The organism is Micromonospora sp. WMMD734, assembly GCF_049178975.1.
GTDB classification, from domain to species: domain Bacteria; phylum Actinomycetota; class Actinomycetes; order Mycobacteriales; family Micromonosporaceae; genus Micromonospora; species Micromonospora wenchangensis.
In genome coordinates, this window is record NZ_JBMHMK010000001.1 from 2,234,582 (window position 1) to 2,249,000 (window position 14,419).

Below are 14,419 nucleotides of genomic sequence, written 5' to 3' on the forward strand. Positions count from 1 at the left end.
GGCGGGGTGACCACCGGGCCGTTCGGGGCGCTGCGCGAGCAGCTCACCGACGCGGCGGCCACGTTCGCCGGTTCCGCCGACGCGCTGGCCGGCATCCTCGCCGGGATCGTCGACGACGTCGACCGGGCGCTGGGCGAGCGGTTGGAGATCTTCCCGGTCTGTCACCACTCGCCGGCCTCGGCGCTGGCGATGGTACGCCGGCTGCGGCACAAGCAGCCCAAGGTGATCTATCTGGAGCTGTGCGAGGATCTCCAGCCGCTCCTGGGTGAGCTGCGCAACTGCCGGCTGCCGGTGGCGGTGCAGGCGTTCGCCTCGGAGCTGGACGGTTTTCCCGCCGAGTGGGGGCCGCTGAGCGTCGTCGCGCCGGTCACCGAGGCGTCCGCCGAGTACCAGGCGATCGCGTACGCGCTGGAGACACCCGGGGTGGAGCTGGTGCTGGTGGACCGCTCCACCGACCACGTCTTCCAGTGGTCACCGCGCGGCGACGCCGGGGCGGGCACCGATGCGCCGGCCGACACCGTGCCGGAGGTGGCGGGCGGCGAGGCCGGTGAGCAGACGGCCCTGCACGGCGACGCGGTCGGCGTGGAGATCGGCGACCTGCGGCCCCGGTTCGCCGAGCTGGAGGCGTACCTGCTGCACCACGGCAAGGTGCGGCACTGGTCGGAGTGGTGGGACCAGTACGTCGAACGGCCCCTCGCCGACGCCGACCACGACACCTACCGGCAGGTGATGGTGCTGATCGGCAGCCTGTTCCGCCGGCTGCGGCCGGCCGGGTCGGACCGTACCGAGCGCGACGAGGACCGGGAGCGCTACATGTGGACCCGGATGCGGGAGCACCTCGCCGCGTCCGGGGCCGACCCGGCGGACTGTCTCTACGTGTGCGGCGCGTTCCACGCCGCCAGCCGGGTCGAACAGTTCGGCCTGGACTCCCCCGCCCCGGATTTCGCGATCACCCCCCGCACCGGCACCCGCTGGCGGTACGGGCTGATCCCGTCGAGCCACTCGGCCATCGAGGCGCAGTTCGGGCTGGCGCCGGGGTCGGTGTCGATTGCCGCCGCCAACTGGACGCGGGCGGTCAGCCGGTCGGGTCTGACGCCGTACCGGCTCGACGGCCAACGGGGCGGCAAGGGCGGCCGGGGCAGGCGCAAGGCCGCCCCGCCGGTCGCCGCGCCGGCCGGCCCGGTCGCCGACCGGCTCACCGGCTTCCTCGCCGCGCCTCCGGCGCTGGACGGGCTGGACGAGGCGGAGCTGCGCGGGTGGTGCGTGGACATCGTCCGGTTGGCCCGCCGCAACGGGTACCTGGCCAGCACGGCCGACGCGATCGCGGTGTTCGAGACGTCGATCCTGCTGGCCGGGTTGCGCAACCGGGCCCGGCCCACCCCGTACGATTTCGCCGACGCGGCGGTGACCTGCATCGAGAAGGACGTCGTGCCGGGGCGGCGGGACGTGCGGCGGCTCTGCGAGATCCTGCTCGGCGGGGACCGGATCGGGCAGGTCGGCTACGACGCCCTGCCGCCGCTGGCCCGCGACGTGCTCGACCGGCTGCAACCCCTCGGCCTGGACCTGGAGAAACGCACCATCCAACGGGCCCTGCTCGACCTGCACGCCACCCCGGCGCTGGCCGGCTGCTCGGATCTGCTGTGGATGCTGCGGCACCTGCTGCCCGCCGACGCGGTCCGCCCGATCATGGGTGAGCGCCGGTTGGGGCACCGGTCGATCCAGGAGAGCTGGGATCTGGCGTTGGGCCGGCACCAGCGGGCGCTGATCGAGCTGGGCTACGAGGGGGTGACCGTCGAGCAGGTGCTGGAGCAGCGGCTGCGGCGGTCGGTCCGGGGCCCCGACGCGACGGCCGCCGGCGCCCTCGCCGCGGTGGAGGACGCCATCCGGTTGCTGGACAGCCCCCGACTGGTCGACGAGTTGGGCGCGCGGGCCGTGGAACTGCTGTCCACCGAACGCACGGTGGACGACGCCCCGGAGGTGCTGCGGCGCATCCGCCGGTTGCTGGCCCACCACCGGGCCACCGCGCCGACCCTGCCGGCCTGGTGCGAGGCGTTCGTGACGACCGGGTACGCGCACTACTGCACCCTGCTGCCGACCGCGTTCGTCGAGGAGGAGACCGGGGTCCGGCAGGTCGGGGCGATGCTCGGCTTCCTGTTCAGCATGGAGAGCCTGGCGCTGTCGCTGGGCTGCGACCGGTCCCAGCTCGAACTCGCGGTGGCCCAGTCGCATCCGGAGAGCCCGGCCAAGGTCGCCCTGCTCTGGGCGGCCCGGCACCAGCTCGGCCTGCTGCCGCTGGCCGAGTTGCGGCAGCGCTGCGCCGACCTGCTGGGTAACCCGCTGGTGGTGCCGGCGTTCCCGAGGTACCTCTCCGGTTTCGTGCACGCGCTGGAACCGGTGCCGGGGCTCGCGCCGTTCGTGGTGGAGACGATGTCCACCGCGTTCGCCCGGTTGCCCGACCCGGTGCTGCTGCCCTGGCTGCCCACGCTGATCACCACCCTGCGCGAGCACGGCCCGGAGCTGGTGCCGCTGCTGGTGCGGGAGGCGGCACGCACCTTCCCGGGGACGCTGCCCGAGTTGGACGCCTGGGTGCCGCCCTGGATGGGACCGCCGGCCGGGCCCGCCCCGGTGACCCGGCCGGGCGCGCCGACGGGTCAGGTGCACGCCCTACTCACGGCGCATCCGGTGGCGGTGGACGCGGTCGCCGGGCTGCTGGGCTGCGACGGCGGCTGGTCGGAGCCGGTCGACACCCCGGCGGGGTCGGCGGCGGCGACGCTGCTGCTCGCCCATCCGGACACGGTGGAGGCGGTGTCGGTGCTGCTCGGCTGAGGGCCGGCGGGTGTGCCGAGGTGGCTGCTGGCCCGGGTGCCCGCCGGTCACCCGTGGGGTGCCGCCACCGCAGGTGTGGTGGCGGCACCCCACGGCCGGGTCACCGGGTGGGGGTCGTCGCCGGATCGCCGGGGTGGGTGGTCAGGGCCGGGTCACGGCGTGTACGTCACACCCGGGTAGTCGGCCTGCGCCTGGACGAACTGCGCCTGCCAGTCGGCGGGCCAGCCGCCGAATGCGGTGGTGGCCAGCGGCTTGAGGCTCACGCCGGCCGCGGCGCTCCAGAAGTGCACGAACTCCCCCCAGTTCAGATCCCGGGCGTAGACGCCGTCGAACTGGTGGAAGTGCTGGGACAGCAGCTGGAAGAACTTGTTGAGCACGACTTTGCCGCCGTAGTTCTGGTAGATCGGGTAGAACCAGTCCCGGAACCAGTACGTGTTGGCGACGGGGAAGTTGTCCGAGGTGAGCAGCTTCGCGTTCTTCCAGCGGGTGGCGTCGGTGGTCCGGCCGGTGCCGACGTAGCAGTCGTACTGGAAGATCTCGGCCCACTTGCTGTCGCCCCAGATGCCGTACGCGGGTGAGCCGTTCACGCCGAACGCGGTGAACTCGACGGTGTGGTTCATCTCGTGGGAGATGACGTCCTCGTTGAGGTCGGTGTTTCCCCAGCCGCCGCCGCTCATGTCGTTGACGTCGCGGAATGCCGTGTTGGGGTCGAACTGGCTCAGCGCGAACCCGCCCGATCCCGCGTCGTCGTGCAGCACCTCGTACAGCCGCTGGCCGCTGAGGTTGCCGTAGTTGGCCTGGACGTACTCCCAGATCTGTTTGGCGTAGTCCTTCACCCAGGTCAGGTCGGTCGAGGCCAGTCCCGGGTCGCGGTAGACGGCCACGTTGGCGTCGTAGTAGTAGCGGGTGAGCGTCTCGTTGGGGGCGTGCCAGGTCTCGGTCCAGGTGGTGGCCGGGGTGGCGCCGAGGGTGGTGGTGTCGGCGGTGGCGTAGCCGGAGTTGCCGGCCACCCCCTCGGCCCGCAGCCGGTAGTAGTAGTGGGTGCCGGCCGGCAGTTTCAGGTTGTGGAACTTCGTGGTGCTGGCCGGCAGCACGTACGCGGTGCTCCAGGTGGTGCCGTTGGTGGAGCGTTCCAGCCGGTAGGCCGTCTCCCAGCGGGTGTTGTCGGTCCAGGTGAGCCGGATCTGGTCGGTGGCCGCGGTGGCGATCAGGCCGGTGGGTGCGGCCGGTGCCGGGGTGGTGGCGGTGGTGGTCCCGTAGATCTGCCATTCGCCGATCTGCATGTTGACCGACCCGTTGGTGGCGGTCACCCGCAGCCGGTAGTAGCGGTAGGCGGTGGTGTTGCTGAACGAGTAGGTGTTGCGGTGGAAGCCGGTGATGAACGTCTGGTTGCTCTGGGTGTCCAGCGGCGCCCAGCTGCTACCGGTGGTGGAGGCCTCGAAGACCCAGTTGCGCGGGTTGCGGTCGGGCCAGTCGTTGGCGGAGGTGACGGCGTAGCTGGTCACCACGGCCGCCGTGGTCGCCTCGAACTGGATCCAGCCGGCCCCGCTGTAGGTGAAGTACTTGCGGTAGGGCGTGTTGTCGATGACCTTCTCGATGCCCTCGTCGCCGGTGGTCGACCACTGATCGGTGATCGTGCCGGGGGTGTCGGTGATGTCCACCGCGGCGGCGAGGTGGACACCGGCCAGCTGGCTCGGGGTCCCCGCGAGGAGCAGGACGATCGCGGCCACCGCGGCGAGCAGGGGCAGTGCCGTGCCCGGGGGGCGGCGGCGGATCGGGTCAGCGCGCATGGAGTGGGTCCTCTCGGCGTGGTCGGTCCTGTCCGGTGCATGCCGGGAGTCGATGCCACCTCCCGGTGACCCCCGCGCACGCGACATGACGACCCGCCCGGCGTTTCTCGGGACCGGGTCGTGGAATAGGTGGCGGGGAATGGCTCCGAAATGGATTCGCCAGGAGCTTGACGAACAGGCCGGACGACACCGGAATAGCATTCGATGTGGATGCCGCCGACCACTCCCCGTTGACCTTCTGCGCACCGAATACTAGTTGCGGCATAGCAAGCGGTCAATGAGACCTCTTTCTCACCAATGACCCGGAAATGCAACCGCATAGATATCCCACCCGTGGGAGGCGACCCGGGACGGCAGCCGGGGCCACGACAGGTGATGGCCCGGCCACCGGCCGGGCCGGGCGCGCGGCGGCGCTGGCCGGCCGTCGTTCACCTCCCTCCCGCACGCCGTGCAGCGGCCGTTCACCCTCCTCTCGGAGGCTTCGTCACCGACACGGTCGACATCCGGATCACGTGGAGGGCTCCGCAGTGCAGCACAGGGATTCCGAGGACGCCACAGGCGGTCAACTGTCCCGCCGCCAACTGGTGAAATACGCGGGCGTCGGCGCGACGCTCGCCGCCGCCGGCCCGTTCGTGGGCGTCGAGGCGGCCCACGCCGACCCGGACCGGCAGGACCAGGCGACGGCCGGGGCAGGTCGGGCCGATGACCGGAGCTGGCGGGCCGGCGACCACCACATCCACTCCGAGTACAGCGGGGACTTCGACACCTCGACGAACCCGCCGACGTTCCGCAAGGGCGCCGACGCGGTCTACCCGATCGTCACCAACGCGATCATGGCGAAGAACTTCGGGCTGACCTGGGCCATGTGCACCGACCACGGTGGACCGACGCACTCCAAGGTGAACCTGGAGCAGGCGTACCCCGATCTGCTCCGGTCCCGCCGGCTGGTGCCCGAGGTGTTGCAGTTCTGGGGCATGGAGTTCGACGCCCCGGCGATGGACCACCACACCCTGATGATCCCCCGGCACGCCGACGAGGCGAAGCAGCTCTTCGAGCTGGAGAGCCGGTTCGCCAAGCGGGACCCGTTCCCGGCCGACCCGGGCCGCGACACTGAGGCCAAGATGGTGGAGTTCCTCAAAGTCGCGCGGACAATGCCGCACAAGCCGCTGGTGATCGCCCACCACACCTCCCGCTCGGCGACCGGGCTCGGGGTGTACGGGCAGGACCTCCCGCACGAGTTCCGCAACGGCAACGACGCGGCCCCGGACGTGTACGTCGGCTTCGAGGGCGCCCCGGGCCACCAGGCGGGCCCACTCAACGGCAGCGCCCGCGGCGGCTACGGCAACCACCCCACCTACGGCGGCTACGACCAGGCGACCGCCCGGGTCGGCGGGCTGTGGGACGCGCTGCTCGGCGAGGGGCGACGCTGGTGGATCACCGCGACGTCCGACTCACACGTGCACTGGACCCGGGGCGGCACCGACTTCTGGCCGGGTGAATACAGCAAGACCTACGTGCTGGCCCGGCAGGAGTACCACGACATCATGGACGGCCTGCGCCACGGGCGGATCTTCGTCACCACCGGTGACCTGATCAGCCGCCTCGACGTCACCGCCAGCAGCCAGGGGCACTCGGCCGGAGCGGGCGAGACCGTCACCGTCAGCCGCCGCGACCGCACCGACGTGGACGTCGTGATCCGGTTCCGGCCGCCGGCCGGCACGAACGCCAACGGCGACCGGCCGCAGGTCCGCCGGGTCGACCTGATCGTCGGCCGGGTGACCGGTCCGAGCGTCGACCGGGACGCCGACACCAACCCCACCACCGCCGTGGTGGCCCGGTTCGGTCCGCGCGACTGGCGGCAGCAGGGCGCGCAGTACGTCATCCGGCACACCCTGCGCGACGTCGGGGTCGACAGCTACCTGCGGGTGCGCGGCACCAGCACCGACGAGGCCGAGCCGCTGGCCGACGGGCTGGAGAGCCCGTGGAACGACCTGTGGTTCTACTCCAACCCGGTGTTCGTCCGGGTGCGTTGACCGTCCGGTCCCGGCCCGCCGTCGGCGGGCCGGGACCGCCCCCACCGGGTCGACGACGTTGAATATGATCCGGGGTGCGGCGGGAGCCTCCCCGGCGGGCCTCGGTCCACGGTGGACGCCGGGACTCGCCACCAAACGCCCGTGTTCGAGCGGGTGTGGGGCAATTGGCGAATCGCGTACCGGCCCCGGGTTGTGAATCTTGACCACCCGAAAGCGCAGGTCATACGCTCCGGGCACCCTTGATTCATTTCCCGGGAAGGGAAACGAAACGCCTCATGCGAACGCCGATAATCCGCTCCGCCTCGCTTTCCCGCCAGCGGTTGGCCAGCGCCACCGCCATCGTCCTCCTGGCCGGAATCACCCCCCTGGTGGTCGGCCCGTCCGCCTCCGCCGCACCCCCGACGACGTGTAGCACCGATCCCGCCGACCGCCTGGCCTCGGTGCCCAGCCCGGAGAGCTTCCTCGGCTTCCCGCTCGGCACCGGCCAGGAACGGGTGGTCACCAACGAGGAGGTGCGGGGCTACCTCGACGCCGTCGACACCGCCTCGAAGCGGGTCGTCACCGGCGTCATGGGCACCAGCGTGCTCGGCCAGCCGCTGCCGTACGCGATCGTGTCCAACGAGCGCAACGTCCGGCCGGCCGTGCTCAAGGGCATCGCCGAGGACGTCCGCTCGCTGCGCGACCCCCGGACGGTCAACCAGCAGCAGGCCGGTGAGATCGCCGAGGCGGCCCCGGCCATCGTCTGGGTGACGGCCAACGTGCACGGCGGCGAGAAGAGTGGCACCGATGCCGCCCTCAAGACCCTGTACGAGCTGGCCGCCGGGCTCTCCTGCGAGGTCGAGCAGCGCAACGACAACCTGATCACCGTCATCGTGCCGACGCAGAACCCGGACGGCCGCGACGCCAGCCGCCGGCAGAACGAGTACGGCTTCGACATGAACCGGGACTGGTTCGCCCGCACCCAGCAGGAGACCGACGGCAAGCTCGAACTGATGCGGAAGTATCCGCCGCAGGTCTTCATCGACGCGCACGAGATGGGCGGCCGGCAGTACTTCTTCCCGCCCAACGCCGACCCGATCCACCACGAGATCTCCGGCGAGGCGGTCGACTGGATCAACCGGATCGGCGAGGCCAACAAGGCCGGCTTCGGCTACAACGGCGCGTGCGACGCGACGGTGACCACCGAGTGCTACTTCAACTACTCCACCTACGACCTGTTCTTCATGGGGTACGGAGACACGGTGCCGGCCGCCGGCTTCGGTGCCGCCGGGATGACCTTCGAGAAGGGCAGTTCGTCGGCGGTGGCCGACCGGGTGCAGCAGCAGTTCCACACCCAGTGGTCGACCCTCGGTTGGGCGGCGGCGCACAAGGGTGAGGTGCTGAACGGCTGGTACAAGGTCTGGAAGGACGCGCTCGCCCAGGGCCGGGCCGGCGCGCTGGAGCCCAACGAGGTGGTCCAGCCGACCAACACCGTGCAGTTCCCGGTGCCGGCGCAGACCATCAGGTCGTACTTCCTGCTGCCCGACCGGCAGCTCGCCGACGCCCGCCAGCTCGTCGAGCGGCTGCGCCGGATGGACGTCGAGGTCTACCAGGTCAAGAAAGCCGTCAAGCTGCCCACCGCGAAGCTCTTCGGTGGCCGGTCGGCGACCAACCTGACCGTGCCGGTCGGGTCGTACTGGATCCCGATGAACCAGCCGCAGAAGCACTGGATCCAGGCGATCATGGGTGAGGACCCGTACACGCCGTTCCCGTACTTCTACGACGTGTCGTCGTGGAGCAACCCGCTGCTGATGGGTGTGAACGCCGTCTACACCGGTGCCGACGTCAAGCCCAACGCGGAGCTGATCGACAAGATCCAGAACACCGGTGGCGGCAAGATCCTGGCCGCGCCGCCGCTGAAGGGCTCCTACACCTACGAGCTGGACTCCGCCGCCGCGGCCGAGTTCACCTTCACCCTGCTGGGCAGGGACGTGCAGCTGGTGCGGGACCTCGACAACGGCCAGGTGGGGATGCCGGCCGGCGCGTTGACGCCGGAGCTGAACACCACGGCCAAGAAGCTGGGCGTCACGCTCACCCCGTACACCACGGCGGCCGTCGGCACCCCGATCAGCCGGCCCGACGTCGGCCTGTTCCAGGGCACCGGCATCTCCACCACCTCCGGCTCGCACGGCGAGGCCCGGTACGTGCTGGGCAAGCGGTGGGGCCTGAACCTCACCCCGGTCACCACCGCCGACATCAACGACAACACCCCCGCCTTCACCGGCCGGACGGTGCTGCTGGTGCCGGACGGCAGCAACGCCACCGGCGGGCTGACCGCGACCGGGCAGGCCAACCTGCGGGCCTGGATCGCCCAGGGCCACACCTACCTGGGCCTGCGCAACGAGGGCACCCGGATGGCCCGCGCCGCCGGTCTCACCTCGACCACCGAGAAGCCGAAGCCGACCGGCTACACGGTGATCGGCTCGCACCTGCGGGTGGACGTGGACCCGGACAGCCCGGTCGGGCTGGGGCGGCCGGCTGAGGACTTCGAGTTCAACAACAACGACCCGATCCTCACCCCGAGCAGCACCGGCCGCAACGTGCTGCGCTACCCGAGCGGGGACACCTTCTGGGCCAACGGCTACACGGTGCAGGGTGACGCGCTCAAGGGCACGGTCGCGGTGGTGGACGAGCCGACCGGGGCCGGTCGGGCGGTGCTGTTCGCGTTCAACCCGCTGTTCCGGGCGTACAACGAGAGTGGCCTGCACCTGGTGGCCAACGCGCTGCTGTACCCGGGCGGCGGCACGGCGGCCCGGACCGCGTCGCCGGTCCCGGTCGACCCGGCCCGCGCCGCCGCGGCGGCCGCCCCGGTCGCCGAGAACCTGGGCGGACAGTGGCGGCCGTTCACCCTCCAGGTGGCCGCCGGCGACCTGGCCCGCACCGAGGCGGTCGTGCAGCGGTACACCGACACCGCGCGGGTCACGGTGGCGGACGGCTCGGCGTACCTGGTGATCCCCAACCCGGCGGGTCTCCAGATCGACGAGCACCCGTTCCTGGGTGACCTGGTGCGGACGCTGCGCGCCGAGCAGGTCCCGCTGCGCTCGCTGGTGGGCTGATCCCGACCGGTCGGGGGCGGGCACCGTGCGGTGTCCGCCCCCGACCGTCCCGGCACCCCGCGCGACGCCGGGCAGGACGCGTCGGCTAGGAACATCGCATGCCCCGCTACCTGCTGTTTCCCGGCCGACATCACCTGCTGACCCGGTTCCAGGCCGACTATCTGCACCGGCTCGCCACCACCGGTCACCACGACACCCCGGACGGCGACCGGGCCGCCGACGACGGGGTGACCGTGGTGTGGGCGGTCACCTCGGCCAACCACGAGAACACCCGTCGCAACCCCGTCCCCTACCACCGGCGGGAGGCGGCGATCGAACGGTTCAGCGTGCTGGCCGGCCTGCGGTCGGTGGTGGTGCCGGTCTTCGACACCGCCGAGACCGACCGGTTCGCCGAGGTGACGCTCAAGAACGTGGCCGCCGCCGCCGGCCTGGGGCTGACCCCGGCGAACACCGTGGTCGCCTGTTCGACGCCGCAGGTGGCCGCCATGTACGCGAGGCTGGGGTTCCCGATCGCCGGGGTGGAGGCCGACGTCGACCCGGCACCGGCCCGCCCGTGGGACGTGCTGCTGCGGCTGGCCGCCGACGACCCGTCCTGGCGGGAGCTGGCCCACCCGGCGACCCTCGACGTCTACGCCCGCTACCGGCTCGACGACCTGGTCCGTTCGGTGGTCAACGACCCGGTCGTCGGCGACGAGGGCGGGCTGACCGCCACCCGCGACTACCGGACGTACGCCGAGGCGTTCGCCGACGCGGCACAGCGTAAGTGGACGGCGGTGCGCGAGCACGTACGGCCCGGTCGGATCGTCGACGTCGGCTGCGGCGCGGGCGCGGTGCTGGAGTTGGCCGACCGGGAGCCGGCGCTGCGGGAGAGCGACCTGATCGGGGTCGAGGTGGCCCGGCACCTGTACGAGGAGTGCGTGCACAAGAAGGCCCAGGGCTTCTTCGCCAACCCGAACGTCTTCTTCTACCGCCGCAACGTGCTCGGCGGGGCGGTGTTCGCGCCCCGCTCGGTGGACACCACGATGACCTTCGCGCTGACCCACGAGATCTGGTCGTACGGCGACCGGATGGCGTCGCTGCGCCGGTTCGTGCAGGCCATCTACGACCACACGGTGCCCGGCGGGGTGTGGATCAACAGCGACGTCTGCGGGCCGGACGGCCGGGACCGGACGGTACGGCTGCGGCTGTCGACGACCGACGGGGCGAACCCGACCCGGCCCCGCGAGGATCTGGCGTCACTGCCGGCCGACCGGGTGGCCGCGCACCTCGCCGGGCTGTCCACCCGGGCCCGGCTGGACCAGTTCGCCGTCGACTACCGGTTCCCGTTCGGGTTCCGCCCGGTCGACGACGGCACCGGTGCGGTGGTCGAGCTGCCGCTCGGCGCGGCGATGGACTTCCTCACCCGCAAGGACTACACCGACAACTGGCTGTCCGAGACGCAGGAGGAGTTCTGCGGGCTGGAGTGGGCCGACTGGAAGGCCCTGCTGGCCGACGTGGGGTTCGAGGTCGACCCGGCCAGCGGCCCGTACCGCAACGACTGGATCGTCACCCACCGGCTCGCGCCGACCGCGGCGCTGTCGACGGTGGACGGGACCCCGCTGGACTGGCCGGTGACGCACGTGCTGCTGGTCGCCCGCCGGCCGGTCAACACCTGATCCGGCGGCGGAAAGACGGAAGGCCGGGGGCGGGAGGGATCCTCCCACCCCCGGCACCGCCGTCAGGGGCCGGGTCAGGACAGGAACTTGTCCAGCGCCGCCTCGATGGTGCCGCTGTCCGGCGCCGCGTACGCCTTCATCGTCGTCTTGTTGTACGAGATGAAGCTCGGGCACCGGGTCGCCGGGGCGTTGACGGTCCCGCCGTCGCCGATCTTCTCCGCGGTCTTCGCCGCGTAGAAGGTCAGCTGGTAGCGCGACGAGATGTACGAGACGCTGACGTTCTTGCCGTCGCTGGCCTTGTAGTCGCACTTCTTGGGCGCGCCCTCGCTGCCCGGGACCATCGACATGCAGCCGACCACCGACACGGTGGTGAAGTCCGCCGACTTGGCGTAGTACCGCTTGTCGGAGCCGACGATCTTCGACGACCAGAACGTCGGCCGCTCCGGGTTGTTCGAGAAGACGTACGCCTTGGCGGTGGACGGGCCGCTGTAGGTGGCCGCGTTGAGGATCGGGCTGCCGTCACAGACCGACGACAGGTCGCTGGAGTAGCGCGCGGTCACCGCGTTGTTGTTGTTGTTCGGCTGCTCCGTGGGCGGCTCGGTCGCCTGCGGGGTGGACGAGGTGTCCGTGCCGGGCCCCGGGTTGGCCGCGGTCGCGCTCGGCGTCGGGGTCGGGTCGGGCTCGTCGTCGTTGCCGACCAGGGCGAGCCCGATCCCGGCGCCGCAGAGCGCGAGGATGAGGACCACCGCGCCGACGATGAGGCCGATGACCAGGCCCCGGTTCGACTTCTGCGGCGGCACGGGGACACCGAACTGCGGGGCCTGGCCGAACTGCGGGGCCTGACCGTACTGCGGGGCCTGACCAGGCTGGCCGTACGCCGGGTAGCCGGCGGGCGGTGCCGGCGGCCCGCTCCACGGGGTGACGTTCGGATCCGGCTGTTCTCCGTACGGAGGGTGACTGTTGCTCATCTGAAGCCCTTATCGCTGTCGACGGTACCCAGGCACTGGATCATCGGTCAGGGTAGTGAGCGGCACAAACCGAGGCGCTGATTGTCGGACGGCAACGAACCCCGGCCGACCACGGGCCGGCGGGATGCGACTACTTTCCGTGGCAAAGCGCGATCCACCCTGCCGCCTACCGACCCGTCGCGGGTGCCTCCGGCAGCGAAAAGTGGGGTGCAGAAAAGGGATTCCGCCCGGATCGCGCCTTCCGTGCCGGGCACCGCGAGAAGGGTTCATAATGTGATGCAGATCACGCATCACGATCTCGACAACCGCGACGCCCGCTGTAAACGCCAACGTGGCGCGGATCTCAGGCTCGTCCACTATATATCGATGTTCATGAGATTGAAGTATGGGCATGCATCGGTGGACCGGCTTATCGTGAGGCTCATGAGAAGGTCCCGCCCGTCCCCGCGGGCACCCCGCGTCCACCGCACGAGGAGGCGGCCCATGCCTGCCGCGCCCCACCCCACCACCCTCCGCCGGATCGTCCTCGCCCTCGCCGCCTGCGCGGCCGTGCTCGCCCCGCTGACCCTCACCGCCCCCGCCGCACGGGCCGCACCCGTCACCGTGGTCAACGGCACCCAGTTCACCGACACCGCCGGCGTCGGCGTGCACGCGCACGGCGGCGGCATGATCAAGGTCGGCGACTACTACTACTGGTTCGGCGAGAACCGCAACGACAACAACACCTTCCGGTACGTGTCGGTCTACCGCTCCACCGACCTGCGCAGCTGGGAGTTCCGCAACAACGTGCTCACCCAGTCCTCCGCCGGGGAACTGGCGACGGCCAACATCGAACGGCCGAAGGTGATCTACAACGCCGGCACCGGCCAGTACGTGCTCTGGATGCACTGGGAGAACGGCGTCGACTACAACCAGGCCCGGGTCGCGGTGGCCACCTCCAGCACGGTCGACGGCAACTACCGCTACCTGGGCAGCTTCCGGCCACTGGGGCACGACTCGCGGGACCAGACGGTGTTCCGCGACGACGACGGCACCGCGTACCTGATCTCGGCCACCCGCAACAACGCCGACCTGAACATCTACCGCCTCACCGCCGACTACACCGGGGTCGCGTCACTGGTGCGGACGCTGTGGCCGGACAACTACCGGGAGGCCCCGGCGATGTTCAAACGCAACGGGGTCTACTTCCTGGTCACCTCGGGCGCCACCGGCTGGTCACCCAACCAGGCCCGGTACGCCACCGCGAGCAGTGTCGGCGGCACCTGGACCAACCCCACGAACTTCGCCGACGGCACCACCTACGACTCCCAGTCGGCGTACGTGCTGCCGGTGCAGGGCAGCGCCGCCACCTCGTACCTCTATCTCGGCGACCGGTGGGCCGGCGCGACGGGCGGCCCGGTCAACCAGTCCCGCTACGTCTGGCTGCCGCTGAACTTCCCCACCGCCACCTCGCTGACCATGAGCTGGTACCCGCAACTCACCATCGACACCGCCACCGGCGTGGTCTCCGGGGTCAACGGCGGCTACACCTTCGACACGCTGCGCGCCCGGCACAGCGGCAAGTGCCTGGACGTGCTCGACCGGTCCACCGCCGACGCCGCCGCGGTGGCCCAGTACGCCTGCAACAACGGCACCAACCAGCAGTGGCAGCTGCGCGACGCCGGCTCCGGGTACGTCCAGATCGTCGCCCGGCACAGCGACAAGTGCCTCACCGTGGCCGGCGGATCCACCACCGACAGCGCGCCGGTGCAGCAGTTCGGCTGCCAGTCGGGGCGCACCGACCAGCAGTGGCAGGTCCGCGACGCCGGCTCCGGGTACGTCCAGTTCGTGGCCCGGCACAGCGGCAGGTGCCTGGACGTCACCGGCTACTCCACCGCCGACGGCGCCCGGGTGATCCAGTACGCCTGCGGCACCGCCGCCAACCAGCAGTGGCAGCGGGTCGGCGTCTCCTGACCGACCCCGTCCGCCGTCCCGCCTCCCGCAGGCCGGGACGGCGGACGACCACCGCCCCGCGTCCCACCAGCCCCGGAACAAGGTGTGACGATGCCCTCA

Annotated in this window: 7 protein-coding genes; 5 read left to right on the forward strand and 2 right to left on the reverse strand. The window is 71.2% G+C overall.

Features of this window, described 5'->3' with window-relative positions; translation table 11 throughout:
• Positions 1–6 precede the first annotated feature (6 nt).
• Positions 7–2,826 carry a DUF5682 family protein gene (locus ACN267_RS09420; RefSeq protein ID WP_421490403.1) on the forward strand — a complete coding sequence of 940 codons (2,820 nt, stop codon included), beginning with the start codon at positions 7–9 and terminating at the stop codon, positions 2,824–2,826.
• 152 nt (positions 2,827–2,978) lie between these two features.
• On the opposite strand, the gene ACN267_RS09425 is transcribed toward ACN267_RS09420, so the two are convergent.
• On the reverse strand, positions 2,979–4,616 hold the full coding sequence (locus ACN267_RS09425; protein ID WP_421488442.1) for a hypothetical protein: 1,638 nt from the start codon (positions 4,614–4,616) through the stop codon (positions 2,979–2,981).
• Positions 4,617–5,143: 527 nt separating this feature from the next.
• On the opposite strand from ACN267_RS09425, the gene ACN267_RS09430 reads away from it, so the two are divergent.
• The 3 genes from ACN267_RS09430 to ACN267_RS09440 all read left to right on the forward strand — a co-directional run bounded on the left by ACN267_RS09430 (position 5,144) and on the right by ACN267_RS09440 (position 11,399).
• Entirely contained in the window at positions 5,144–6,649 is a 1,506-nt protein-coding gene (locus ACN267_RS09430) for a phosphoesterase (protein ID WP_421488443.1), read from the forward strand.
• Positions 6,650–6,924: 275 nt separating this feature from the next.
• Positions 6,925–9,744 carry a M14 family zinc carboxypeptidase gene (locus ACN267_RS09435; RefSeq protein ID WP_421488444.1) on the forward strand — a complete coding sequence of 940 codons (2,820 nt, stop codon included), beginning with the start codon at positions 6,925–6,927 and terminating at the stop codon, positions 9,742–9,744.
• Between the two features lie 98 nt (positions 9,745–9,842).
• A complete protein-coding gene (locus ACN267_RS09440; RefSeq protein WP_421488445.1) occupies positions 9,843–11,399 on the forward strand; it encodes a class I SAM-dependent methyltransferase in 1,557 nt (518 codons plus the stop codon).
• A gap of 74 nt (positions 11,400–11,473) precedes the next feature.
• On the opposite strand, the gene ACN267_RS09445 is transcribed toward ACN267_RS09440, so the two are convergent.
• Positions 11,474–12,367 carry a hypothetical protein gene (locus ACN267_RS09445; protein WP_204959949.1) on the reverse strand — a complete coding sequence of 298 codons (894 nt, stop codon included), beginning with the start codon at positions 12,365–12,367 and terminating at the stop codon, positions 11,474–11,476.
• Between the two features lie 483 nt (positions 12,368–12,850).
• Between ACN267_RS09445 and ACN267_RS09450 the strand changes: the two genes are divergently transcribed.
• A complete protein-coding gene (locus ACN267_RS09450; RefSeq protein WP_421488446.1) occupies positions 12,851–14,320 on the forward strand; it encodes an RICIN domain-containing protein in 1,470 nt (489 codons plus the stop codon).
• The last annotated feature ends 99 nt before the right edge of the window (positions 14,321–14,419 follow it).

Excerpts from the sequence above, each read along its gene's own strand:
- ACN267_RS09450 (WP_421488446.1), top strand. The coding sequence starts at position 12,851 with ATGCCTGCCGCGCCCCACCCCACCACCCTCCGCCGGATCGTCCTCGCC.
- ACN267_RS09445 (WP_204959949.1), bottom strand. The coding sequence starts at position 12,367 with ATGAGCAACAGTCACCCTCCGTACGGAGAACAGCCGGATCCGAACGTC.
- ACN267_RS09435 (WP_421488444.1), top strand. The coding sequence starts at position 6,925 with ATGCGAACGCCGATAATCCGCTCCGCCTCGCTTTCCCGCCAGCGGTTG.
- ACN267_RS09440 (WP_421488445.1), top strand. The coding sequence starts at position 9,843 with ATGCCCCGCTACCTGCTGTTTCCCGGCCGACATCACCTGCTGACCCGG.
- ACN267_RS09425 (WP_421488442.1), bottom strand. The coding sequence starts at position 4,616 with ATGCGCGCTGACCCGATCCGCCGCCGCCCCCCGGGCACGGCACTGCCC.